This is a genomic window from Geminocystis sp. NIES-3709, from assembly GCF_001548115.1.
Classification (GTDB): domain Bacteria; phylum Cyanobacteriota; class Cyanobacteriia; order Cyanobacteriales; family Cyanobacteriaceae; genus Geminocystis.
In genome coordinates, this window is the sequence record NZ_AP014821.1 from 1,646,010 (window position 1) to 1,671,943 (window position 25,934).

Here is a 25,934-nt window from a genome sequence, read left to right on the forward strand (position 1 = left end):
AACCCTAAAATATAATGTGATTAATGATTAAAAATATATCTACAGGATCTGAAGATTTTAATTTATTGACAATGATCGATTATATTGATGACAATACACTAATTTTTAGAGAATATTTTGCTCATAAAATTACCTTATTTTTATTATTAAAAGTTAACTTATCATGAAATAAATGTTACTGCTTAATAACAATAATGGATAATAATTATTTTACATTTTAATTCCCTCTAATATGCAAATATCTTCGTTAGTAAAAATAATATGATCAAGAATTAAACCAGCTTGAGAAAATAATTGTTCAAACTCTTCTTTTGTTCTTTCTTTACCGCCAGGACACATAACTAACATATTAAGATCTAACATTTTAGCTGAGGATGGCAAATTTCGATCGTTTACAATCATTTCCATGACTAAAATTTTGCTGTTATGTGTCATTGCATCTTGACAATTTTTGAGTATTTTTATGGCTCTTTCATCATCCCAATCATGGATAATATGCTTTAACATATAAACATCTCCTCCTGATGGTATGGAATCAAAAAAACTTCCACTGATAGCTTGACAACGGTTAGAGATTCCGTGTTTTTTTAGGGTTGGTTGACAGTTACTGATTACATATTCTTCGTCAAATAAAATACCTTTACTACTAGGATATTTTTCTAATATTGAACCTAACATTTCACCGTAACCACCACCTACATCCACGATCGTGTTAAAAGGGGAAAAATCATAATATGATAAAATCGCCTTTTCTTCAATAAAAGAAAAACTATTCATGGAATTTTCAAAAATTTCTGCATCTTGAGGATGAGACTTAAAATATTCAAAGACATCCATACCAAAAACTTCGTCAAAAGCTGGTTTTCCTGTTTCCACACTGTATAACATTTTTCCCCATGGTTGATAGTGAGGAGATTCTCCTAACATAATAGCTGTGGCTTTCATCGATTGAGGATGATTAATACATAAATACTCAGCTAAAGGAGTCATCGTAAAATGTTGAGAGTCAATTTCAGAAAAAATACCGACACTGGCTAAACTTCTCATTAAGCGATACAATCCGGAAGGATTTGTATTTGTAAGGTTAGCTAACTCTTGACAGGATAAAGGCTTATTTCTGAGTAAATCAGCAATATTTAATTTACTAACTACATAAATTGATTGCGAAATCCAATAACCAGAAATCATTTGCATTAGCTGAATATGGGGAGGAATTTGAGAGCTATTCATAAGTAAAAACTGAATCTAATTTTGATAATTTACTGACGTTTAATTCTAATTATCCATCATAAAATAGAATGTGATGAATCACTAGATTTTTTATTACTAATGATTTAAAATATATCCGCAGGATCCGCCGATTTTAATTTATTAACAGCGATCGAACCGGATAAAAAACACATAATAACTGTTAAAATAAATACTAATAAAGCTAAATCTTTTGTCATAAGAATAGGTAAACCTGTAGCTTTTGTTGCTTGATAATAAAGGAAACTTGAAATACCAAAACCCGGAATAAAACCAAGACAGGCGAGAATAATTGCTTCTTGAAAAACGAGAATTAACAAGTAAGAATTATCATAACCCATAGCTTTTAAAGTAGCATATTCGGGTAAATGATCTGCCACATCAGTATAAAGAATTTGATAAACAATGACGATACCCACCACTAAACCCATACCGGCACCAAGAGTAAAAATAAAGCCAATAGCAGTACTACTTTCCCAATAGTTTTTTTCATAATTCAAAAATTCTTCTCTCGATAAAATTAACACATCACCACCATTTAATTTTTGTTTTAAACTATTGATAACTGTTAAAGAATCAGTATTTTTCTCCAGTTTTATAACTCCAATATCAATTAAACCTTTATTGCGATTTGGGAATAATCTTAAAAAGTTTAAATCGCTAGTAATGAGGTTTCCATCAGCACCAAAAGTTGTTCCAACAGTGAATAATCCACCTACTTTTACTTGTCTGCTATCTATTTCCGTTTTAACTTCTTTTTCTTGTAAATAAAGTTGTGAAATATTGCCAAATTCTGGACGAGACTGATCATCAAATAATACCACATCTGGCAATTTTAATTGATCAAAATTTTCTGTTACTCCCGATAAATTAAAAACACCTTCTTTGGGATTAAAACCCACTACCATAATTTGACGAGTATTTTTATTTTCGGGATTTTTCCATATAGAAAAACCGATATAAATAGGGTTAATTGACTCTACTCCTTCTACTCCCAAAGCCTCATATAAACGACGAGAAGAAAAACTTTTCATGGCAATTAAAGCATCGGATTGAGGACTAATTAAAAATACATCTCCTTCAATTTTTTCATGTAATCTAACGGAACTATTTAACAAAGCAGACTTAAATCCTAACTGCATAAACATTAAAATATCTGCAAAACCAATCCCGGCTAAAGCGATTAATAAACGGATTTTTTCTCTACTTAATTGTAACCAAGCTAAAGGTATTTTCATGGATGGATAAGGAATAGTTGATAGTTAAAAATTTCGATAATTACTGATAAAAAACTTAAACTTTGTGCCTTTGCGTCTTTGCGAGATAATTCTCAAATCTATAATAAAATTTCGGCAATTATTTGAGCATAAATTAATTGATTAACAATAGGATTATCTTCAGGATTAATAGCGATTTTTACCTCTACCACCCGTGCATCAACACTGGCGGCTGGATCTGTCTCTAATACGTCTTTTTTTCCGATTTTTGGGCTTATTTCAATAACTTTGCCTTTTAAAGTCTCTTTAAAGCTATTATTATCACTTTTAATGGTTGTTTCTTGTCCTAACTTAATTTTACTAACATCACTCTCATATACTTCTGCAATGGCTAACATTTGATCTGTATTTGCCATTTCAACCACTCCTATTCCGTTATCAATATTTTCTCCTTCTCTTGCTAAAATCTCGATAATTGTGCCGTCTGTAGGTGCTTTAATGGTGGTTAAATCTAATTCTATCTCTGCTTGTTTAACTAAGGCGATCGCTTTATCTACTTGTGATTGAGCTTGTACTACGTCCACCGATCGAATTTCCCGAATTTCCCCTAATTTTGCTTCTCCTTCGGCAATCTCTTTGGTGAGGGTATTTACCCTTTGAGTAGCTAATGCTTTTGCTTCTCGAATTTCCTCCGTAACGGTGGTAATGGTTTTCTCATAACTTGCTTTGGCTTCCTGATAACTTTGAGTTGTGGTGTCAAAAGTCAACTGTTTTGAATCTAAATTCGACTCGGAAATCACCCCATCTTTGGCTAATTCCTGATAACGTTGTAACTCAGATTGAGCATTATTTACTTCCGCTTTTAATCTTTGAATATTTGCTTTTTTTTCAGTCATTTCGGCGGATAATTGGGCTTTTAAACGGGAAATTTTGGCTTTATCTGTGGCTATTACTCCATTTAATTCTGCTTTTAACCGCTCGATCGTTGATTCTTGGGATTTTATTGTACCTTCTTTTGCTCCAGCCTGTACAATAGCTAAGTTAGCCTGTACAACTTTTACCTCTTGTTTCGCCGTTTCTAATTCTGCTTTTTTGGTTTCAAAATCAGTAGTAATGGCGATAATATCCCCTTGTTTTACTATATCTCCTTGAGTAACTAATAAGGTTTTAACTTTTGCACCAGACATTGTAGGAGAAGCCGCTACTTTAATAATTTCTCCAAGAGGTTCAATTCTACCCAAGGCGGTGACTGATTTTTGCGTTATTTGTGTAGTGACAGGAGGAGGAGTCGTTTTTACTCCTGATTGTTGAAAAATATATATTCCCGTAGCTGTAACTATCACTGCACCTAAAATGCTAGTAAAGATAGTAATTTGTTTGCCATTTTTTCCTAGAAACGATGTTGATTCGCCCATATTCCCTATACTTAGACTAGACTGTACAGTATGACCTTTAATATTAAGAATTATAACATTCAAATGATAAAAAAACGATGAGAGATATTTTTTCAATATAGTATGTATATACTTACAAGTTATGGTACATATGTTAAGCTCAGGCGCATCTAAGTAGAATGTTGGGTGTAGGCAATAGGCAAGAAGCAAGAAGCAACAAATAGCAAATAAGAGTGTCATCAATTTTTACTAACATTAAATTTATTGTCATACTATTTGAGTTGTGACACAAAGATTATCAAAAGGTATAAAAAATGCTTTGCGAAACTTTTCTACTGATTGCTATTAATCATTTCTAACCTCTTATAAATTAGAAATTTTACATTTTCATTTGATGTCTTTTTTGTTAAAATAACCAATTACTTTTAATATTTCCCATTTTGAAGAATTAATTTTTTGAATACTAATTTTTTTATTTATTGAAAAATAAAAATGACTTTAACTTATCATCAACAAAAAACGGAAGCTAAAATAGAACAAATTTTACAAGGTGCATTATCTGAGTTTTTAACTTATGGTTATTTAGGCACAAGTATGGACAAAATTGCTCAAACTGCTGGAGTTTCTAAGCAAACTTTATATACTCATTTTGGAGATAAAGAGGGATTATTTAAGGCTTTAATTTATGAAGTGACAACTAAAAAATTTCAGTTAGTTTGGTCAAAATCCTTAGAAGGAAAGCCTGAAATTGTTTTAAAAGAATTAGCAGAAAGAATTGTTAATGAGGTTAATGATCCACAATATTTGGCTTTTGTTCATGTTATCGTTACTTCAGCTAAAACCTATCCAGAATTAGGAGAATTATTTTTGGAAAATGTGGCTAAACCTGCTATGAATATTTTGATTAAATATTTTGATGATTGTGCTGATTTAAACTTAGCAGATTCTGAAGCGATCGCCCATATTTTTGTTAATACTTTAATCCATCATATTTTAACTCAAGAAACATTACAAGGAAAAAAAGTAATTCCGATAAAATCCGAAAGAATCATCAATAATTTGATTAAAATGATCACTAATACTGAATAATTTATTAATACTTATTTATTAAAATAGTAAAGATTGCCTTGCAATTATATTTTATTTTCAACTAGGATTTTTTATGTCATTATAAGTTGTAAAATAAAAAATTAAGTAAAAAATATCCACATTATATTATGGTTCAATTTAAAAGTAATAATCGTCAAGAATTAGACATTAACTTGATTACTGTTTTGATTGGAGGGTTAATATCAACAATTATTATTTATCTTCTTCTTTTACCCTTTCAAGAATCTTATATAGGAATCTTATTATATCAAAGAGGTTTTACTCAACATTTAGCGATATTTTTTGCTTCTATCGTAGTAATAATTACTATTAATAAATATCTGATAATTACTAAAGAAAAAAACATTTTAAAAAATATAGGAATTCCAGAAAAAATTTCTTTTGAAAATCATAAATCTAAGCAATTACAATATCTCCACGAAGATTTTGCTCGAAATTATAGCATGATTACAGGTAGATTAAGCAGAATTTTAAATGCTTATATTCTCTCAGGAAGTCGCAAAATTGTCACGGAATTAGCTTTAGATGATAGTTCATTTTATCTTAGTTCTTCCGAATCTTCCTACGCCCTGCCAAGAATTTTAGTTTGGGCAATTCCCCTGTTAGGATTTATTGGTACAGTATTAGGTATTAGTCAGGCTGTCAATGGTTTTAATGGTTTTCTTGACAACTCCGCCGAAATAGAACAAATTAAAGAAGGTATTACTACTGTAACTACTGGGTTGGCGATTGCTTTTGACACTACTTTATTAGCACTTTTTTTAAGCGTTATGGTAATGATTCCTTTAGTATTAATAGAGAGAATGGAATCACAGTTATTATTGGCAACAGAAATTTATATTAATGATCATATTTTACCTCGTTTAATAGAGAATAATCACCCTCAACAATCCATATTAAATACTGATACTTTAATAAAAAATATTAATGATGCCATTGATAATAAATTACCTACAAAAGAAGAGCTCATTCAGCCCATAAGAGATGCTTTACCTACTCCTCAAGATTTAATTAACCCAGCTGAAATTTATGCTAAAGAAGCAGCAAAAAAGTTAATGACTGAATTTATTAATCAATTAAAAGAAATTCAAACTAAACAAGTAGAATTAATTGATAGTATTAAAGAAACAAATCAAATAATTTTAAAAGATGGTAATTTATCTCGAAGAAATGATTTTGATAAATTAACAAAATACTATATACTTTCTCTTGTTTTCTTTGCTTTAGTTATACTTTTATCTCTGATTTTCAAATAAAAAATGATGATAATTAAATTTTTTAGTTTTATAATTTATTAGCGAAAAAAAATGAGAAGACGATCAAAATCGAATAGAATAGAATTAGAATTATTTCCTTTTTTATCAATTCTAGCTTGTACTATTGGCAGTTTAATTTTATTAATTATTGTTATTAGTACCGAAAGTTTAAACAACAATCCAGAAGTAACAATTATTGCTAAAAGTGAAGGCGGAGGAGTAAATCAGAAAAAACAACCTCGTTATATTGAATGTAAAGAAGATGGAATCGTCATTTATCCAAGTAAAGAATTTGTTTCTAAAAATGAACTAAATAAAAGTACAAAATTTTCTAATTTTATCAAAGAAATTAAAAATAAGAAAGATAAAGAGTATGTTATAGTAGCTGTTAGACCCACTGGAATAGATGTTTTTCAACAAGTAAGAGATTTAATTGAAAAAGAAGAAATTGACATTGGCTATGAACCAATAGAAGAAGGTTGGACATTAAAAATAGAATAAAAAATTAGTTGTCTAATTCTCAGTTTTTTTTAAGTTTTTTTGATTGAATAACTTGTAAACTTCCTCCAGCATAAAATTGATTTTTTAGGATAGAAAAACCGGTATCAGAAAGTTTATTTGCTAAATCAGTTTTTAATAATTGCCATGCCGTTTCTGTTTCAAATAACCACATAAATAAAGTTAATCCGGGTATAAATAATAAATTTTGTGGTTTATGTAAGTCAATGAAGGTAAAAATACCTTGAGGTTTTAAGACTCGATAGGCTTCTTGAAAAATCTCCTCTAACTCTGCTGTCGTCATCTCATGTAAAGCGACGCTACTATGAACAATATCAAAATAATTGTCAGAAAACGGCATTTTTTGTGCGAATCCTTCTACAAATTTTGCTTGAGGAACATTTTTTTTTGCTTTTTCGAGGGCAATACTTGATATATCTAATCCTGTAACTTGTTGAGAATAGGCGACTAAAAATTTGGTAGTTTGTCCTGCTCCACAACATAAATCTAGTATTTTAGTATTGGAGGTAATTTGTAAATTTTGAAGTGCTAGTTGTCGAAATTTTGTTTCACCACCAACGGGAATTGCTGCCAATTTGGCAATAGTATCGTATAACCATTGATATTTATAACTTAGAGGACGCAGAAATGTTGCCATAACAATTTTATTTTATAATTTGGTGGAACTCGATCGTAAAATATCTGGAATTAGGGTGTCATCGCTAAATTCTAACATGGTTTCTCGATAACCTAAATATCCAGAATTGGTGAAAAATAATAACATTCGATTTAAGGCAATCCAAACTTCCATACTAAATTCCCAATCACCATTTATTGGTGCATAATCACTAATAGATTTTAATGCCCAAAAATAGTTATTTCTGACAATAGATTTTCCTTTTTGATATTGAGGTAAGTCTTCTTTTTTGATGTAAAGAATGTTATCTTTTATAATAGCTTTCATATTAACTTTTTTTTTCAATATTATTTTTAATAAACTCTAATTTTTTTATAAAATGTTTTTAGATTTTCGTAATATTAACACTATTTGGAGTTCTGTAATAGTAGAAACTTTAGCTAAATTAGGCTTAAAAAATGCTGTTATTAGTCCAGGTTCTCGATCGACTCCTTTAACTCTTGCATTTGCTCAAAATTCTCTCATTAATACCATCCCAATTTTAGATGAAAGATCTGCCGGTTTTTTTGCTTTAGGATTAACGAAAAAAAATAATTATCCTACTGTCTTAGTTTGCACTTCTGGCACGGCTGGAGCTAATTTTTATCCAGCAATTATCGAGGCTAAATATAGTAATATACCTTTAATTATTTTAACCGCCGATCGACCTCCTGAATTAAGAAATTGTCATGCTGGACAAACTATAAATCAAGTTAATTTATATGGTAATTATCCTAATTGGCATACAGAATTATCCTTACCTTCTCTCGATTTAGATAGATTATTTTATTTAAGGCAAAACATTATCTATGGATGGGAAAAATCTTATTTTTCGTCTAGGGGAGTTGTTCATATTAATATACCATTTAGAGAACCTCTTGCTCCTGTTTGTGAATTAAATATTAGTCAAGAAAATCAAAGTTTTATTTATCAACAATTATTTAATAATTTTATCTTTAATAATCATAGTTTTTCTCACTATAATCTAGATCTAAATGACCATATCAAACGTTGGCAAAAATACAATAAAGGCATTATTATTGCAGGTGTTGATTCTTCGGATAATTCTTTATTATACTGCCAGTCGATCGAGCTGTTATCAAATATATTAAACTTTCCTATTTTAGGAGAGGCTTTATCTCCGATAAGAAATAATAATCAAAATAATAACCATTTAATTATTAACTATGATGCTATTTTAAGAAATTCTGAATATGCACGTCAATTAATCCCTGAGATTGTTATTTTATTTGGTGAATATCCTACGAGTAAAATTTTAAGAGAATGGTTAAACAAACACAAAATTACAACCTATATTCTTACTTCTCATGATGATAATTTAGATGCGCTGCATAGTAATTCTATTCACATCAGAATTAATCCAGAAAATATTATTCAACATTTTACTGTACAGACAGAGAAAAAAGTCTCAGATTATATCAATAAATGGATTTCGATCGATGAAAAAATAACCCTTAAAATTAATAATATTATGGAAAGAAATGATGAAATATTTGAAGCAAAAATATCATGGATGTTATCAAAATATCTTCCATTAAAAACTCCTATTTTCATTGCTAATAGTATGTCGGTGAGATATGCAGAATTCTTTTGGCAAAAAAACAATCTTCAAAGACAAATTTATTTTAATCGTGGTACAAATGGAATTGATGGTACTTTGTCCAGTGCTTTAGGTATTGCTTATCAAAATAAACCTACCATTTTATTAACAGGAGATTTAGCTCTTTTGCATGATACTAATGGGTTTTTAATCAATCAATATTTTGAGGGAAGTTTAACAATTATTTTGGTCAATAATAATGGTGGTGGAATTTTTGAAATGTTACCGATCGCTGACAATAATAACCTCTTTGAAAAGTATTTTGCTACCCCTCAATTAGTAGATTTCTCTAACTTAACTCAAACCTATAATATAGATTATAAACTAATAAGTAATTGGCAACAATTACAAAAACTATTAACAAATTTACCGACAAAAGGCATCAATATTTGGGAAATCAAAACTAATCGAAAAAATGATACATTATGGTTAAAAGAAAATCTTAATTATCTAAGTTTAAAATTAGATTGATAATTTAAAATTAGATGATATACTTTAACAATACAAAAAAATACTTTCTTTTCAAGAGATTTTGTGGAGAGTAGAAAAAAATTTGATCTTATGATAAGCTAGTAAAGTTGTCAAAATTCGCACATCTGGGATGTCGGGTGTTTCTAAATTCAGAAATAGAACTAACCCGGATGGAGGATAAACCCGAAAATAAAGGAGAATAATAAATGTCAGTAGTTACTTTAAAAGAACTATTAGATTCTGGTGTACACTTTGGCCATCAGACTCGTCGTTGGAATCCTAAAATGGCACCCTACATCTACACCGCTAGAAATGGGGTACACATCATTGATTTAGTGCAAACCGCACAATTAATGGATGAAGCCTACAACTATGTCAAAAAAGCGGCCGAAAGTGGCAAAAAAGTTCTTTTTGTTGGTACTAAACGTCAAGCGGCGGGTATCATAGCCCAAGAAGCCACTCGTTGTGGTGCATTCTATATTAATCAACGTTGGTTAGGTGGTATGCTAACTAACTGGGAAACGATTAAGTCCAGAGTCGCACGTCTTAAAGATTTAGAAGAATTAGAAGAAAGTGGCGCTTTAGACAGAAGGCCAAAAAAAGAAGCCTCTGTTTTACGTCGTGAGTTGAGTAAACTACAAAAATATCTTGGCGGTATCAAAGATATGCGTCGTGTTCCTGATATTGTGGTAATTATTGACATTCGCAGAGAACATAATGCGATCAAAGAGTGTGAAAAACTTAACTTACCTGTTGTATCAATGTTAGATACTAACTGTAATCCCGAATTAGTAGATTTTCCTATTCCTGCTAATGATGACGCAATTCGATCGATTAAACTAATTATTGGTAAATTAGCTGATGCTATTTATGAAGGGCGTTATGGTAAGGCTGTTGCAGAAGGCAGATTCGACGAATTTGAAGAATCTTTAGCTAGTGGTGAACCTGACTACGATGAAGATTACGAAGATGAAGAATATGACGAAGATGGTGATAGTGGCGAAGAAGAGTAAATAATTAGGAAATAGGAAATGGACAATGGAGAATTAATAAATAATTAACAACGAATAAAAAAGTTCAATTTATTGAACGTTATAACGATACCCGTGTAATTTATTATACGGTGGGTTATTGATTAACAAATCTCTCCTAACTCCATTTCCTAACTCAAGTTAGTATTCGGTTCAATTCATGTAATGATTATTGAAGATAATTTTATTAAAATATAAGTATTATGGCAGAAATTACAGCTAAATTAGTAAAAGAACTTAGAGATAAGACTAACGCAGGAATGATGGATTGCAAAAAAGCCCTCGTGGAAAATGATGGTGACATTGCAAAATCCATTGAATGGTTACGTCAAAAAGGTATCACCTCTGCCGAGAAAAAAGCCGGTAGAGTAGCTGCTGAAGGTATTGTGGAAAGTTATATTCATACTGGTGGTAGAATCGGTGTTATCGTAGAAGTTAACTGCGAAACTGATTTTGTTGCCCGTCGTGAAGATTTCCAAGCCTTAGCGAAAAATATCGCTATGCAGATTGCGGCTTGTCCTAATGTCGAATATATTAAAATTGCGGATATTCCTCAAGACATCGTTGTCAAAGAAAAAGAAATTGAAATGGGTAGAGATGACTTAGGCAATAAACCTGCTAATATCAAAGAGAAAATTGTTGAGGGTAGAATCCAAAAACGTTTAGGGGAAATGTGTTTACTCAGTCAGCCCTATATTCGTGATCAAGGTATTACCGTGGAAGAATTAATTACTCAACAAGTGGCTAAAATTGGTGAAAATATCCAAGTACGTCGTTTTACCCGTTTTGTTTTAGGGGAAGGCATCGAAAAAGAAGAAACCAATTTTGCGGAAGAAGTAGCGGCACAAGCAGGGTTAAAATAATTAAAAATTAGGAATTAGGAGAAAATAATTTTTTATAGTCTTCTAACTTCCTAGTTTTCTCCTATCATTCATTTCTTTTCTTCATCAAAACTCAAATTATTACCTTTCAAATTATCAATAAGAATGAGTAAGTCAATCAAACAGTTACGCAATGATTTGACCATTTTAAGTGAAAAAATTAAAGATTTAGCTATTAATTTACAGGGTTTATATCGAGATTATTTGGAGAGTTTAAGCGTTGTTGTTAAGCGTCAATTAACCCTAGCAACTTATCAGATTTGTACGCAAAAGTATCCTGATGCTTTTTTAAATTTGAGTTATCAGAAAAGGTATGATTTACAAGGAAGAATAAAGGGATTAGAAAATACATTTAAAGATAATTTATTTAATGCTTTTCAATCGATCGAGGTAGGTAATAATCAGGTTATTCAAGATTTTTATAATCATATTATTAGTATTTTTTCTGTAGAACAAATATCAAAAGATAATAACTTAGTAGATTTAGAAATAGCTCAAAATAGTGAAAATAATTTAGCTAAGGAGGAAGAGTTAAACCCTCACGATTTAATTAAGTTTCAATTAGATATTGAAGATTGTTTAGAAGAATGTTTAACCAATATTTCTCATCAAACAAATAAATATTTACAAGATGCTCATATTTTACCAAACAAAATACCGAGTAAAATTTTGGAAATGGCATTACAAGCAGAGGAAAATACTTCCATTGTAAGTGGTGCGCCCAACCTCTTGAGTTTATTAATTGAAAGAGAGGATAAATCTGATAATAATGTTGATATAACTCCTATCGTGGCTATTTGTCTAAGATTAACAGAAATAGAATTTAATGATCCTAGTTTAAATTTAATTCGACAAAAAATTAATAATATTCTTAGAAAATTAGATGATCTTGATAATGAGTATCAACAGAAAAAACAAAAGTACTCGATCGCCCAAGCAGAATCAGCATGGCGTAGTAGTTGGAATGAATAATAATTAGCAATTAGTAATTTATTTACTTTAATTATTTATTAAATTTAATACCTTTTATGGCTCTTCTACTTTGAATATGATAAATTATGTCTAAAAAAAGGTGTCAGGTATCAGGTAGCAGGTATTAGGTTAAATTCAAACTGTTAATTTATAATAATTGCATTTTTAAAAGAGTCAAAGCTATAGCTATCAAAGTTTATATTAATTATTTTCTATTAATTTGTCGTAACTACTGTAGGAGAGCCCCTTTTATTTTTTACAAATTGTCTCTTATTAACACCCCTAAACAGTTATTAATTAAAGTTTAAGACATCGAACTAAGGTAAATTTCAATGAATGAAAAAAATATAGTTATTCCAGATGTTATCATTGGCTTGGGAAACCCTGAACAAAAGTACGATCGAACTCGTCATAATATTGGTTTTGAAATAGTAGATTATTTAGCACTAAAATGGGGTTTTATTTGGCAAAAAAATACTAAATTTAATGCTCTAATTTGTGAAGGAATAGCACCAAATCGTCGTAAAATTAGGTTAGTAAAACCTTTAACTTATATGAATCGATCGGGGCAATCTGTAAGAGCCGTGTTAGACTGGTATAAATTAACCGCAGACTCAATTTTAGTGGTGTATGATGACATGGATTTACCTTTCGGGAGAATTAGATTAAGGCTATCTGGTTCAGCAGGAGGACATAATGGGATGAAATCGATTATTTCTCATGTGGGAGGGCAAAAATTCCCCCGTTTTCGCATCGGTATCGGTAAATCAGAGGGAAAAGAAGAAACTATTGGTCATGTTTTGGGTAAGTTTTCCACCACAGAAACTAAAGTAATTGATCAATTAAAAATATTAACCCACGATGCTATTAATGTCTGTTTAAAAGATGGTGTCGAAAAAGCTATGAGCCTTTATAATCAAAAATTTATTTCAATAGACTTATAGTCAATAAAGTTAAAAAGACATCGTTTAAATAAAAATCGACTGAAATAAAGAAAATATCAATTCTTATCAAGAATACTTATTATTTATCATCTATGGTGACAAATCGATCGAAGACTAAAGTTAATCATTTTTTAGGTGTTTTAAAATTTTCCCCAAAAAAAACTAACTATTTTTATTATATTTGTTAATATTAGTTAGTCTCTATCTAATTCACATTATCTGTATGTTAGTCCAAGATTCTCCGCCTCGCAGACAAAGTAACGTTGAAGTTGAAAAGAAACAGTCTTTTTCCGATCGTAATTTGAGATCAAGGCAGAAATCTGTTCATCGGAAATATCCAAGCCGAACTGTTATCAATTCACGTCCTCTTGAGAAAATACCCCATAGTCAGAAACAAAATCAACCTTTCTGGCTCAAAAGTCTTATGATATTGGGTCATGGTTCTTCTGCATTATGTTACTTAAGTGTAGTGATAGCTTTTGTGATGTATGGAATAACAGTTTATGCTCCCAAATTATGGACAACTAAATATCATGAGTTGCAAGATCTGCAAAAACAAGAACGTCAGTTTAGTTTTACAGATGAAATAATTAAAAATCAATTGGCAGAATCAGCTAAACAGTCTGGCTCAGGTTTAGTAAATCCCGATTCTTCTCAACCACCGATTTTTTTACCAGATACGACTCCAAAACCGATACAATTAGAAACGTCTCCTTCTTCTGAACCAAAGCAGATCGAGAAAATTTCCCCCATTGCTTACTAATCAAAGATGAATGTCTTTAAACTAGATTCAAATAAATCTTCTTCTCAAAAAAGTTGGTTTAATAAGTCTCCTTCCCAAAAATCTTCATTTAGTCCCTTAAATGTGGACACCTTAGTGCGATTGTTGATCATTTGGTTGGTCTTAGTTTTCGGTGCGTCGAGTTTAATCTGGCGACTATATCAGTTACAAATCAAAGAAGGTGATGATTTAGCAACACAGGCTAAACAACAGCAAACTTATAATTTTCGTCCTTATATTCCCCGTCGATCGGTAATTGATAGTCGGGGAAGTGTGGTTGCTTTAGACAAGGTGGTTTATACAGTATATGTTCACCCCATCATGTTATTAGAAGATAAAAATGTAGTAGCAGAAAAAATAGCAAATATACTGACCGATCGAGATCAAAATGAAATTTTAAAATTATTAAATAGTAAGGATTCTGGGGTTTTATTAGGAAAAACTATTACCGAAGATCAAGGTAATAAAATTAAAGAACTAAATATAGAAGGAATTGATCTCGAACGACGTTATGCCCGTTTTTATCCTCAAGGAGAATTGATTGCAGATATAATTGGCTATGTCGATACAGACCATGCAGGTCAAGCAGGAGTAGAATATAGTCAAGAAAAACTCTTAGAAAGAGATCTCTCTACAGTACAAATGACTTCTTTTCTGAAAGTCAAAAAAGATGGACAAGGTGCAATTATTCCTGCATCTTTACCCCAAGGCATCGTGGAATTAGATGATCTGCAATTAAAATTAACTCTTGATTTAAGATTACAAAGAGCGACAAGAGATGCCCTAAAAAATCAAATCAAAAAGTTTAATGCTAAAAGAGGTGCGGTTATTGTCATGGATGTTCATACTGGTGCGATCGTCGCTTTAGCCTGTGAACCCACCTACAACCCAAATAAATACTCTCTTTACGACTTTTCTTTATATAAAAACTGGTCTGTTACTGATAGTTACGAACCTGGATCTACTTTTAAACCAGTAAATGTGGCGATCGCTCTTGATGAAGGAGTCATTAATGATCAATCAATAGTTTTAGATGCGGCAAGTACTGTAATTGATGGTTGGCCTATTGCCAATGCCTCGAAAAGTGGAAAAGGTTGGGTAAGCGTTACTAAGGCAATGGAAGTTTCTAGTAATACGGCAATGATTCATATAATCAAAAAACTTAACCGATCTCAATACTATAAAAGATTGCAAGAATTGGGAATAGATCGGTTGATGGGCTTAGATTTACCTTTTGAGGCGACAGGGTATCTCAAACCTAAGGAAATTTTCACCGCCAGAGATATTGAACCTGCGGTTTCTGCTTTTGGACAAGGATTGTCTTTGACTCCTCTCAAATTAGTTCAATTACACGCTGCGATCGCTAACGGAGGTAAATTAGTGACACCCCATGTCATCGAAGGATTAGCAAATACCAACGGGGAATTAGAATCCATCCCTAAATTAGAGACAAAACAACTATTTTCTGAAAGTTCTGCCAATAGTGTTCTCAAAATGATGGAGTCTGTCGTTGCCAACGGTACAGGTGCCGCCGCTCAAATAGACGGTTATCACATCGGCGGGAAAACAGGCACGGCTCAAAAACATGATGGTAGAGGTAGATACCAAGCTAATGCAAAAATCACCAGTTTTATCTCTATTTTACCGACAAATGATCCCAATTATGTAATATTAGCAGTAGTTGATGAACCTCAAGGAGCAAATACTTATGGTTCAACAGTGGCCGCCCCTATTGTCAAAGAGGTAATGAATGCAATCATTCGTATTAAAGGTATTCCCCCTTCTTATCCCATTGGTTTGAAAAAAGACAAAAAACTTTAATTCTATAATTATTAGACTTCTTGTAAAAATCAGGCAAAATTTGTACCAATCATAGGTATTAAATTTAATCAATAAATAAATCCATTTGCTATAGTTTTGAATCAATTATTATTACTTTTCCCTATTCCTTCTCTTTCCTGATAATTTGATAATTCACCCTTGGTGATATAATGCTTACAAAACTTATAGATTAAGCCATTGTGCAACGGTGGAGGGAAGAGGTAATAAAATGAGAATGAGCAAAATTAAGGCGAATAAACCTAAGAAATCCCTACCATTATCTAACTCTGTGACATCATTTAATGCTGGTTGATCTGTTACAGGCATAAATATTAAAATAATCGCCCATAATAAAAACTCTCCTCGAACTAGGGCTAACATGATCACTAAAACACGGGTTATTTGACCAATTATAAGAGCTTTTCCTTGTCCAAACATAGCATGAACTATGTGTCCGCCGTCTAATTGTCCTACGGGCATTAGATTCAACGCAGTTATAATTAATCCTATATAACCGGCAACGGCGGCAGGATGCAAGGAAATGGCTTTATTTGCCACTAATTGGCTTCCCATAACTAATTTACTTAAAACAGCCAATAAAAACGAAAAACGAGGATCTAGTGCTTCAAAGTTGAGCATATTAATTTGATCCGGCATGGCTACCACATGAGAATATCCCAAACCCCAAATTAGAACTGGTATAGTAACTAAAAACCCCCCTAAAGGACCTGCGATCGCCACATCAAACACTGCTTTACGGTTAGGCATGGGGGATTTGATAGAAATAAACGCCCCAAAAGTACCTAAAAAGAAAGGAATAGGGATGAAATAGGGTAAAGTTGTCTTAATGCGGTAGTAAACGGCAAAAAGATAATGACTCAATTCATGAATCCCCAAAATGGCTATTAAGCATAAACTATAAGGTAATCCTTGTAAAATTAAAGATGGATCTGTTTCTAAGTCTGTTACTTCTACTCCTGCAATTTCTGCACCTATAATTGTGGTGGTAAATAAAGTTAATATTAATAAAGTTAAGGCTATACCGGGGCGAGTTAATTTTTCTTGAGGTAATTGTGTTTTTGCCGTTGTAGAGTGAGGATTAGGTACTAAAGCAAAAAAAGGTTGCCCTTGTAAGGTTTCTTGGAAGATTATCAAAAATCGATCGTCAAAAACTTTTTCTAAGTTATTTTTGATAGTCGGATAGGCTTTTTCAGGTGCTGTCATTAATTTCCCTAAACAAAGAATTGCTTGAGGTAGATAATCGATTTTTTGTAGATAATAGACTCCCCAAGGAAAACAATCTCTTAAGGCTTTTTCTTCTTGAGAATTAATGGGAGGAATCGGGGTATTATTTTTAGAAGAATCAGAAGGTGGATTTTCGGTTTTTTGTAATTCTGGAGTTTGAGAAGATGATTCTAAATCAGCAGATTTTGGAGATATTTTACCAATTTCAATTAGCCAAATATAAAGTATAGGCGAGAGAATCAAAGGCAAAAAGACTAAAATACTAGGCATGGAATTTTTCGGATTAGTCAGATACCATCCCACCCAAATTAAAGGCGGAATCATTAAAGCTAACCATAGTAACCAAGTGGGGGTTTTCGTTATTTTGGCGATATTTCTTTTAATTACTATGTAACTAAGGGTACTGAGAAAGAGAAAAAGAATAATTAATTCCATGTTTAATTTATAATAATATAGCTGTCTGTTATCTTATATCGATCGAGTTTAAAGGATTTAGGTAGATATATAAGGGCGAAATTGAAGTTAATTGATCGAATTTAAAAGAAATAAATCACTACTAAATTGTCAGATGAACCTTAATATTAATTTTACTGAAAAAAAACCTCCAGAAACGAATCAAAGGAGTAATATTTATAAATCCCCTAAACTAATTTTAGACAATATTTTTGCTTTTTCTCCGAACCGAGATACTTTAGGAGGTACTTCTTACCTACTCATTCATCCTAAAGGAAATATTTTAATTGATTGTCCTTCATGGCATGAAGTTAATCGAGATTTTTGTCTTGAAAATGGGGGCGTAAAATATCTATTTTTCACCCATCGAGATGGCATTAGTAAATATGTTCGATCTATTCAAAATGATCTCCATTGTGATTTACTAATTCAAGAACAAGAAGGGTATTTATTACCCAATTTAAACCCTATTACCTTTTCACAAAATTATCTCATTTACGATGATTGCGAATTAATTTGGACTTCAGGATATTCTCCCGGATCTTCTTGTTTATATTATGGTGGTTATGGTGGGGTTTTGTTTAGTGGACGGCATTTATTACCCACAAAAGAAGGGATTACTGCTTTAAAGTTGAAAAAAACCTTTCATTGGCGAAGACAGTTGCGTAGTGTTAATTTATTACTCGATCGATTTTCTGAGAATACATTAAATTATATCTGTCCGGGTGCAAATACGGGATACTTAAGAGGTAAAGGTTTTATCGATCGAGCCTATTCTTCTTTAAAGATTTCGGTAGAATTACACTAACAAAAGTGATGAATATGGCGGGATAAATTATCTTCAGAATTGAGAAGGTTCTTGAAGGTTATAATCAACAATTTATTACCCATTTTTGTTATAATCATTTATTGTTCATTATTTTGAACTAAAATATACAACTCGAAAGTACTAATAGTTTATTAAATAATAAAGGGGATAAATTCATGACGGCTGAAAGTATGTTATTTAACGGTGCAATTATTTGTTTTTCCGTAGTGTTAATTGGTTTAGCTTGGGGTTTTTTATTATTAAAACTTACGGGTGAAGCTAAGTAATTAACTTTTGGTAAAGATTAGAAAATTTTGTCAAAATTAATATCAATAGTCAAAATTAATAACATTTTTAGGATTTAGTAAAAAACTTTTTTATCTAAAACTTCTATTTTTGTTCATTTTTATTATGATACTGAAATCTTTTACTCTAGATAAATTTTAAAGTTACTCAAAAAACTTATTTAGTTGAAAAACAACAGTTAACCACTCCTCTCTCTGCCTAAAAGTGAGAGGTTTTTTCTTTCATGGAAAGATTTTGATAGGAATATGCTTTTAAAAAAGTTACAGGGTTTTTCATTTTGATAAACTATAGTAATAAACGGGTTAGTTAAGATATTCTCACAATCTATAGTTGTCATTTCGAGCATAGAGAGGAATCTCAAAACGTCCTAATCAACTCGTTATCTAGTATATAATTAGAATCTTTAGAACACACTATATTACTAGGATTAATTGCCTATTTTGATTCATTCGACTCAAAACTGATGTAAAGAACGATAAGGTACAATATTAATATTGTTTAACATCGAGCCACTGTCAATTATCAACTGTGAAAAAATGTCCATCTATCTTGATTCTAGTGCAACCACTGCACCTCGTCCAGAAGTGATCGAATTAGTCACAAAAATTTTAACGGAAGATTGGGGTAATCCTTCTAGTTTACATGGCTGGGGGGAAAGAGCAGCAGTGATTTTAGAAAAAGCTAGATGGCAAATTTCAGATCTACTTAACGCATCTTCTCCTGATAATATTATCTTTACTTCGGGAGGCACAGAAGCTGATAATTTAGCGATTTTTGGTATCACATCTAATTATAATGATCCTCAACATATCATTATCTCTAGTGTGGAGCATTCTGCGATCGAACGTCCGGTATATTTTCTTGAAAAAAAAGGTTGGCAAGTAACAAGATTACCGGTGAATAGAGAAGGTAAAGTTAACCCTGAAGATTTAAAAAATGCTTTGCAGACTAATACTGTTTTAGTCTCTATTATCTATGGGCAAAGTGAAGTTGGCACAATCCAACCTATCAAAAAATTAGTAGAAATAACTAAAAACTATAGCAAAGCCTTATTTCACAGCGATGCAGTACAAATGGTAGGACGTTTACCAGTGGATGTAGAAGATTTAGAGGTTGATTTATTATCCCTTTCTGGTCATAAATTTTACAGTATTCAGGGAGCAGGCGCATTATATTTAAGAAAAGGAATATCATTAAATCCTCTTTTTCACGGGGGAGGACAAGAAAATAGTTTACGCAGTGGAACACAAGCTCTACCATCGATCGTTTCATTAGGATTGGCCGCTAGTTTAGCACAAAAAGAAATAGAATCAGAAGCGCTGAGATTAACGGAATTAAGAGACTACTTTATTGATTTAATTTTATCTCAATGTCCTTATCTGATGCTTACTGGCGATAAATATTCTCGTTTACCTCACCATGCCAGTTTTATTATTAATCATCCCTCTCCAGATATTACAGGGAGAAAAATTGTAAGATATTTGAGTTCACAAGGAGTAGCAATAAGTGCAGGTTCGGCTTGTAACAGTGGAAAGTCTTTACCTTCTCCTATTTTATTAGCAATGGGTTACTCGGAAACGGAAGCATTAAAAGGTATTCGCTTTAGTTTCGATCGACATACCACTAAAGAAGACTTAAAATTAGCTATATTGTACTTAAGTCAAAATCTATAATATTTTTAGCTACTTGTATTAATTTTTAGATGTTAGGTAAAACGAGGAAATATACCTCACAAATATTGAAAATATAATAACTTATTGATTTATTAAAAATAATCGAACTGCAAATATCATGACTTTTTTCGTAGAAACCGATAAGAATAATAGCATCAAAAATAGTGAATCTAGTCAAGAAATGACGGATAATCCGATTCTTTGTAATCATTGTAAACGCACCGCTACTAATGGTATTAAATGTAAAGGGATATGCGTGGCGGATAGCGATTATTAATTCGGCAGTGCTGAAAAAGTTTTTTGGTGAGGGTAGGAGAGAGGAGTTAGGAGAAGTACTTATAAATCAAGAACTCAATTCTCATATTAATAAAAAATACAGAAACACTTTATCGAGAGAATGGTATCAAAAGTGTTAGGTTTTTGACCTTATTTTCTTTAAAATTATATTATTGATATATGTATTTATAAAGCCTCAAAGCCTTGATTTTTCATTATTTAACCTAATACCTAATTCCCAATACCTAAAACCTACTATTTATTCACTATTCACTATTCACCGATGGTTGTAAAATACTTTAGGGATATAAACGGTTTTAATCAACTAATTACGATCGTCCTAATGCGATCGATTCTAAAATCCAAATCCAATAATTAATTATATAGTAAAAATAATGGAACAAAAAGGCGTAACAATTTGGTTTACAGGACTTAGTGGTGCTGGTAAAACTACCATCAGTCAACAAGTGGAGAAACAATTAAGAGAACAAGGTTACAAAGTTGAAGTATTAGATGGAGATATAGTTCGTACAAACTTAACCAAAGGCTTAGGCTTTAGTAAAGAAGACAGAGATGAAAATATTCGCCGTATTGGTTTTGTTTCTCATTTATTGACTCGCAATGGAGTTATGGTTATTGTCTCTGCCATTTCTCCTTATCGTGATATTAGAGATGAAGTCAGAGGCAAAATTGGTAATTTTGTTGAAGTTTTTGTAAATGCTCCTTTAGCAGTATGTGAAGATAGAGATGTCAAAGGCTTATATAAAAAAGCTCGATCGGGTGAAATTAAATTGTTTACAGGTATCAGCGATCCCTATGAAGTTCCCCTAAATCCTGAAATTGAGTGTCGTACTGATTTAGAAGAATTAGACGAAAGCGTCAATAAAGTATTACAAGGTTTGGGAAAACTGGGTTATTTACCTCAACCAGCCACTGTTTAATTAGGCGGTGCGGAAAAAGTCTTTTTATGAGGAGTAGGTATTAGGCATTAGGTATTGGGTTAAATAGAGAACATAAGAAAGATAAATAAAGTAATAAGTAATAAGCTCACAGATATATCTAAATTAAGTAAAAGTACAGCAAAAGATAACCCACAGTGGAATAAATCATTTTTTAAAAAAGGTGTTGGATATAGGAAAGGGTATTAGGTTAAATTTAAACTCTCAATTAATAAGTTATTAAGTTTCAAGTTTTTATTATTAGTTATTAATTTTTAATTCCCCATTTTTTATTAATTCTTTTATGGTAAATCTTAATTTTGATTCCTCTAATTCTTGGATTATTGCCATTATTATTAATAGTATTCTTATCATTATTGCATTAATTTCTCCCAAAAAATTGTTAACTGTTATGGGTTATCTTAATGCTTGGGTTTTAGGGGTGATTGTATGGGGGAGTTTACAATGGCAAGGTTATATCATCGTGATGTTTTATTTCTTAGTAGGTTCAGGAATTACTAAGGTAGGAATAAAACAAAAAGAAGCAGAAGGTATTGCAGAAAAAAGATCTGGGCAAAGAGGGCCAGAAAATGTTTGGGGTAGTGCCTTAATTGCGACTATTTGCTCTTTAGGTTATGTTTTTCTCTCTCCACCTTGGCAATCCTTTTGTTTAATCGGTTATGTGGCTAGTTTTGCCACTAAATTATCAGATACTTGTGCTAGTGAAATTGGTAAAGCCTATGGAAAACGCACTTTTCTCATTACTAACTTTAAACCTGTACCCAGAGGTACAGAAGGTGCTGTTAGTCTTGAGGGTACTTTAGCAGGTATGATGGCTAGTATTGCGATCGCCGTATTAGCATGGCAAATTAACATGATTGATTTTGTGGGAGTGATTATTTGTTTAATATCTGCTTTTATTGCCACAAATTTAGAGAGTGTAATTGGGGCAACTTTGCAAACTAAATTTAATTGGTTAACTAATGAAATAGTTAATATTTTAAATACTTTAATTGGGGCTTCGATCGCCGTATTATTTAGTTATATCTATCTCTTTAATTTTATTTTATAAAAAATATAAACCATGAAAAAAGTATTAGTAGTTTTAACCAGTGTCTCAAAATATCCGAACTTAAATCGTGCAACAGGATTATGGTTAGGGGAAGCAGTTCATTTTGTCAAAAAAATGGAGTCCGCCGGATATGAGATAGATTATGTTAGTCCTTTGGGTGGCTACATTTCGATCGATCCTCACAGTTTAGCTTTAGCAGAAGCTATTGATTGGGAATGGTATCAGAAAAAAGAATTTATGAATCGTCTAGGTAATACCTTCACACCAGATCAAGTTAATCCTGATGATTATATTGCTATTTATTATACAGGCGGTCATGGAGTTATTTGGGACTTTCCCGATAATCAGGCTTTACAGTTAATTAGTCGTCAAATTTATGAACAAGGGGGATATATTTCCTCTGTGTGTCATGGTGCTGTAGGATTGTTGAATATTACATTGTCAGATGGACAATTACTCATTAAAGATAAAAAGATAACAGGATTTTCTAACGAAGAAGAAAAACAAGTAGAATTAGATCATATTGTTCCATTTTTAACGGAAACGGAATTAATTGCCAGAGGTGCAATTTATGAAAAGGCATCTGAACCTTGGGCTGTTTTTGCCATAGAAGATAAAAGAATTATCACAGGACAAAATCCGGCATCAGGCGGTAAAGTGGCCGATTTATTAATTACTTTGTTGCAACAAAAATAATTTTTAAACACATCGATCGATTACAATGGTTAGATAATCATTAATGTGCTATCAGGTCTTTGACAAAAGCCATAAATGTTCAGTATATATTTGATTGATTAATTAATTATCCCCATTTAGACCTATTTTGTATATCAATAAATCATACATTTAACTAATTAATACTACAATATAGTAACTAGCATATCATGTAAATAAATTATGAAAGTATTGCTTATCTAATGAAGCGTTTAAAACTTTATGGTAGCAATTTATCTATAAATATTCTTCTTTCCAGATCTTGACTTTTGCTTTTGTCAACATTAAAAGCTGAAACAGATGAGTTTAAGATGTCTTCTAAGTGGTATAAATAAAGATAGTGTCTATAAAAGAGAAAATATTATCTCAGGAATTTTACCATTCAAATAGCATCGCTATATTTAAAAACTATAATAACTTGTTACAACAAAAAGATGAATGATTTATTAATTTTAAAAGATAAATTGAACCAAATACCTGATAAAAATAAAATACCTTTAATTGGTGAATTAATTGATCAAGGAGAAGACGGTTATCAAATTTTAAGAGACTTTTTATTTAATAATAAAGATCAAGTAAATCCCATAACAGGAAAAATCTATCAAGTATTAAAAAATAATAACACCGAAGAAAATAAGAAGTTTTTAAATCTTTATTTTTCCAAAGGAATTGTTACATTATTGTCTGAAAAAAATATTGATTATAGCGAACTCCAAAGATTATTAATTGAACAAAAATATCAAGAAGCAGATATATTAACAAGGGAAAAATTATGTGAATTAGCAGGAGAAACTGCCATAAAAAGAAAATGGGTTTATTTTACGGAAGTAGAAAAATTTCCTGTCACTGATTTAACCACTATCGATTTACTTTGGCAAGTATATTCCGAAGGCAAATTTGGCTATAAAATTCAGCGTCAAATGTGGCTGTCATTAGGAAAAGATTATAACCAATTATGGACTCAATTAAAATGGAAATCCGGTAACAAATGGACAAAATATCCACAAGAATTTATCTGGGATTTGAGCGCACCTAATGGACATTTACCTCTGTCAAATCAACTACGAGGCGTAAGAGTAATTAACGCTTTATTTTCTCATCCTGTATGGAATAATTGAAAATTAGGAATGGAAAATTATTCATAATCCACTATTAACTATTAACTTTTCCATGAGTATTAACATTTTTATTAACCAAAGTCAGATCAGTACATTAGATTTATCCCCTGTAAAAATGATTATTGAAGACTTAGAAAAACGCCAAGAAATTTTGAGTTTAGAGCAACAATTAATTTTCAATCTTGATTATCCTAGAGAAGAAAATGATCCTCGTGAGATATCAGAAATTCCAGAAGTAAGACTTTGGTTTATTGCGTTAGATAGTTGTTATCCTTGGTTGCCTTTTTGTCTTAATTGGCGAGAGGGAGAGTTAGCTAGATATACTGCTATGCTTGTACCTCATCAATTTAACCGTAGTGAGGGAATACAATATAATCAAGAGGCTTTAGATATTTTTGTGATGCAAAAAACTTTTATTCTTCATAGTTGGTTAACCCAAAATAATATTACTGGAAATTCTCGTTTAAAAGCGATGGCTCAAATTTTTGGTTATGATTTAGATGATAGTTTTTTCTCCCTTCTCAACTAAAATATACAAAAAAATTTTTAACTTTATTACTATATAAATAGTAATTAATTTTCTGATAAAAATAACAATGTTTATAAGTAAAAATGGAGAAATTTAACTATTTTAATCCTAGTTTTATTTTTTCATCTTAACCTATAGAAATTACCTTCTAAGGCTTCTTTTCATCGATCGCAAAGTCGCATTGCTCGATCGTAAATCAACGGTTCATCGCTAAAAGTTCCCACTGTGGTAGAATAATTCCAGCATCGATCACAAAGTCGCATTGCTTGATCGCACTTATGACCATCAGCATTAATCACAGCAACCTTTAAATCTCTCTCCTCAAACTGAATATCACCGAAATATTGACTAACACTTAAAGCCGATTCATCCCTTACTAACTCCACTTGAGAAACTAACAACAGATAACGCAACTCATCAACCCTGTTACCATCATTCACACCCGTTTTTTTTATTATTATAACTCCCAAATATGATCACTATCCTTTAGTGCCAATTGAACATTAGATAAATTAACAAGATCTTTAAAAGGGCTTGATTTTGCCAATTCAATAATAGAATGTAATGTTAAAGCTAGAACTTGATTATCGTGAGATGATATAGCAGAATCAACGGTGTCAAATAGTCGTTTAAAGTTATTCGATCGTTCATCAAAAGACAATTCTAAATACTTTATTAAAATTTCACGTTTTGCCTTTATTTCTTGAATAGTAATATTTTCTATTGCCTTTATTTCTACCCTTTTTGTTTCTTCTATTTCTCTTGTTTTTAAATATTCTTTAATTACTTCTATCATTTCATCAAAAACTAAATTAGCATTTGGGAATCCTTGAAATTTATTCATAAATTTTGACCATTTTATCGATATACAAATTACTATT

General features: G+C 31.4%; 27 protein-coding genes. 19 read left to right on the forward strand and 8 right to left on the reverse strand.

Annotated features, from left to right (window positions below):
• Nucleotides 1–210: 210 nt before the first annotated feature.
• The 3 genes from GM3709_RS07030 to GM3709_RS07040 all read right to left on the reverse strand — a co-directional run bounded on the left by GM3709_RS07030 (nt 211) and on the right by GM3709_RS07040 (nt 3,880).
• Nucleotides 211–1,230, reverse strand: coding sequence for a methyltransferase (locus GM3709_RS07030; protein ID WP_066117748.1), 1,020 nt, complete (start codon nt 1,228–1,230; stop codon nt 211–213).
• Between the two features lie 104 nt (nt 1,231–1,334).
• The gene (gene devC, locus GM3709_RS07035; RefSeq protein WP_066117751.1) at nt 1,335–2,486 is read right to left on the reverse strand and encodes an ABC transporter permease DevC; all 1,152 of its coding nucleotides are present in this window, start codon (nt 2,484–2,486) and stop codon (nt 1,335–1,337) included.
• Between the two features lie 98 nt (nt 2,487–2,584).
• Nucleotides 2,585–3,880: an HlyD family efflux transporter periplasmic adaptor subunit gene (locus GM3709_RS07040; protein ID WP_066117754.1), complete on the reverse strand. Its 1,296-nt coding sequence runs from the start codon at nt 3,878–3,880 to the stop codon at nt 2,585–2,587.
• A 471-nt stretch (nt 3,881–4,351) separates the two neighbouring features.
• On the opposite strand from GM3709_RS07040, the gene GM3709_RS07045 reads away from it, so the two are divergent.
• The 3 genes from GM3709_RS07045 to GM3709_RS07055 all read left to right on the forward strand — a co-directional run bounded on the left by GM3709_RS07045 (nt 4,352) and on the right by GM3709_RS07055 (nt 6,726).
• The gene (locus GM3709_RS07045) at nt 4,352–4,948 is read left to right on the forward strand and encodes a TetR/AcrR family transcriptional regulator (RefSeq protein ID WP_066117759.1); all 597 of its coding nucleotides are present in this window, start codon (nt 4,352–4,354) and stop codon (nt 4,946–4,948) included.
• Between the two features lie 128 nt (nt 4,949–5,076).
• Nucleotides 5,077–6,225 (forward strand): MotA/TolQ/ExbB proton channel family protein, encoded by a 1,149-nt coding sequence (locus GM3709_RS07050; RefSeq protein WP_082712958.1) that lies wholly within the window; start codon nt 5,077–5,079, stop codon nt 6,223–6,225.
• 51 nt (nt 6,226–6,276) lie between these two features.
• On the forward strand, nt 6,277–6,726 hold the full coding sequence (locus tag GM3709_RS07055; RefSeq protein WP_066117762.1) for a hypothetical protein: 450 nt from the start codon (nt 6,277–6,279) through the stop codon (nt 6,724–6,726).
• A gap of 19 nt (nt 6,727–6,745) precedes the next feature.
• Here GM3709_RS07055 and GM3709_RS07060 read toward each other — a convergent pair whose 3' ends face one another.
• On the reverse strand, nt 6,746–7,381 hold the full coding sequence (locus GM3709_RS07060; protein WP_066117765.1) for a class I SAM-dependent methyltransferase: 636 nt from the start codon (nt 7,379–7,381) through the stop codon (nt 6,746–6,748).
• Nucleotides 7,382–7,393: 12 nt separating this feature from the next.
• Nucleotides 7,394–7,687 carry a hypothetical protein gene (locus GM3709_RS07065; protein ID WP_066117767.1) on the reverse strand — a complete coding sequence of 98 codons (294 nt, stop codon included), beginning with the start codon at nt 7,685–7,687 and terminating at the stop codon, nt 7,394–7,396.
• Nucleotides 7,688–7,739: 52 nt separating this feature from the next.
• Here GM3709_RS07065 and menD point away from each other — a divergent pair, with 52 nt between their 5' ends.
• From menD to GM3709_RS07100, 7 genes are all read left to right on the forward strand, one after another.
• On the forward strand, nt 7,740–9,491 hold the full coding sequence (menD, locus tag GM3709_RS07070) for a 2-succinyl-5-enolpyruvyl-6-hydroxy-3-cyclohexene-1-carboxylic-acid synthase (RefSeq protein WP_066117770.1): 1,752 nt from the start codon (nt 7,740–7,742) through the stop codon (nt 9,489–9,491).
• Nucleotides 9,492–9,697: 206 nt separating this feature from the next.
• Nucleotides 9,698–10,504 (forward strand): 30S ribosomal protein S2, encoded by an 807-nt coding sequence (gene rpsB / locus GM3709_RS07075; RefSeq protein WP_066117773.1) that lies wholly within the window; start codon nt 9,698–9,700, stop codon nt 10,502–10,504.
• A gap of 221 nt (nt 10,505–10,725) precedes the next feature.
• Nucleotides 10,726–11,385: a translation elongation factor Ts gene (gene tsf / locus GM3709_RS07080; RefSeq protein WP_066117775.1), complete on the forward strand. Its 660-nt coding sequence runs from the start codon at nt 10,726–10,728 to the stop codon at nt 11,383–11,385.
• A gap of 123 nt (nt 11,386–11,508) precedes the next feature.
• Nucleotides 11,509–12,375, forward strand: coding sequence for a hypothetical protein (locus GM3709_RS07085; RefSeq protein WP_066117778.1), 867 nt, complete (start codon nt 11,509–11,511; stop codon nt 12,373–12,375).
• Between the two features lie 332 nt (nt 12,376–12,707).
• Nucleotides 12,708–13,319, forward strand: coding sequence for an aminoacyl-tRNA hydrolase (gene pth / locus GM3709_RS07090; RefSeq protein ID WP_066117782.1), 612 nt, complete (start codon nt 12,708–12,710; stop codon nt 13,317–13,319).
• A 223-nt stretch (nt 13,320–13,542) separates the two neighbouring features.
• Complete coding sequence (locus tag GM3709_RS07095) at nt 13,543–14,082, forward strand: hypothetical protein (RefSeq protein WP_066117786.1); 540 nt, start codon at nt 13,543–13,545, stop codon at nt 14,080–14,082.
• A 6-nt stretch (nt 14,083–14,088) separates the two neighbouring features.
• Nucleotides 14,089–15,921, forward strand: coding sequence for a penicillin-binding protein 2 (locus GM3709_RS07100; RefSeq protein WP_066117789.1), 1,833 nt, complete (start codon nt 14,089–14,091; stop codon nt 15,919–15,921).
• A 183-nt stretch (nt 15,922–16,104) separates the two neighbouring features.
• Here GM3709_RS07100 and GM3709_RS07105 read toward each other — a convergent pair whose 3' ends face one another.
• Complete coding sequence (locus GM3709_RS07105) at nt 16,105–17,601, reverse strand: site-2 protease family protein (protein ID WP_066117794.1); 1,497 nt, start codon at nt 17,599–17,601, stop codon at nt 16,105–16,107.
• Nucleotides 17,602–17,734: 133 nt separating this feature from the next.
• Here GM3709_RS07105 and GM3709_RS07110 point away from each other — a divergent pair, with 133 nt between their 5' ends.
• From GM3709_RS07110 to GM3709_RS07150, 9 genes are all read left to right on the forward strand, one after another.
• Nucleotides 17,735–18,427: an MBL fold metallo-hydrolase gene (locus GM3709_RS07110; RefSeq protein WP_066117797.1), complete on the forward strand. Its 693-nt coding sequence runs from the start codon at nt 17,735–17,737 to the stop codon at nt 18,425–18,427.
• A gap of 176 nt (nt 18,428–18,603) precedes the next feature.
• Complete coding sequence (locus GM3709_RS07115) at nt 18,604–18,714, forward strand: PetM family cytochrome b6-f complex subunit 7 (RefSeq protein ID WP_066117799.1); 111 nt, start codon at nt 18,604–18,606, stop codon at nt 18,712–18,714.
• A gap of 555 nt (nt 18,715–19,269) precedes the next feature.
• Nucleotides 19,270–20,406, forward strand: coding sequence for a cysteine desulfurase family protein (locus tag GM3709_RS07120; protein WP_066117802.1), 1,137 nt, complete (start codon nt 19,270–19,272; stop codon nt 20,404–20,406).
• Between the two features lie 118 nt (nt 20,407–20,524).
• Nucleotides 20,525–20,683 (forward strand): hypothetical protein, encoded by a 159-nt coding sequence (locus GM3709_RS20670; protein WP_173645705.1) that lies wholly within the window; start codon nt 20,525–20,527, stop codon nt 20,681–20,683.
• 394 nt (nt 20,684–21,077) lie between these two features.
• Nucleotides 21,078–21,623 carry an adenylyl-sulfate kinase gene (gene cysC / locus GM3709_RS07130; RefSeq protein ID WP_066117809.1) on the forward strand — a complete coding sequence of 182 codons (546 nt, stop codon included), beginning with the start codon at nt 21,078–21,080 and terminating at the stop codon, nt 21,621–21,623.
• 301 nt (nt 21,624–21,924) lie between these two features.
• Complete coding sequence (locus GM3709_RS07135) at nt 21,925–22,692, forward strand: TIGR00297 family protein (RefSeq protein WP_066117810.1); 768 nt, start codon at nt 21,925–21,927, stop codon at nt 22,690–22,692.
• Nucleotides 22,693–22,704: 12 nt separating this feature from the next.
• Complete coding sequence (locus GM3709_RS07140; protein ID WP_066117812.1) at nt 22,705–23,388, forward strand: type 1 glutamine amidotransferase domain-containing protein; 684 nt, start codon at nt 22,705–22,707, stop codon at nt 23,386–23,388.
• A 452-nt stretch (nt 23,389–23,840) separates the two neighbouring features.
• Entirely contained in the window at nt 23,841–24,524 is a 684-nt protein-coding gene (locus GM3709_RS07145; protein ID WP_066117816.1) for a GUN4 domain-containing protein, read from the forward strand.
• A 52-nt stretch (nt 24,525–24,576) separates the two neighbouring features.
• Entirely contained in the window at nt 24,577–25,053 is a 477-nt protein-coding gene (locus GM3709_RS07150) for a CRR6 family NdhI maturation factor (RefSeq protein ID WP_066117818.1), read from the forward strand.
• Nucleotides 25,054–25,214: 161 nt separating this feature from the next.
• Here GM3709_RS07150 and GM3709_RS07155 read toward each other — a convergent pair whose 3' ends face one another.
• Together GM3709_RS07155 and GM3709_RS20990 are read right to left on the reverse strand one after the other, a co-directional pair.
• The gene (locus GM3709_RS07155) at nt 25,215–25,493 is read right to left on the reverse strand and encodes a hypothetical protein (RefSeq protein WP_144439417.1); all 279 of its coding nucleotides are present in this window, start codon (nt 25,491–25,493) and stop codon (nt 25,215–25,217) included.
• Between the two features lie 17 nt (nt 25,494–25,510).
• A complete protein-coding gene (locus GM3709_RS20990; RefSeq protein WP_066117824.1) occupies nt 25,511–25,897 on the reverse strand; it encodes a hypothetical protein in 387 nt (128 codons plus the stop codon).
• Nucleotides 25,898–25,934 lie beyond the last annotated feature (37 nt).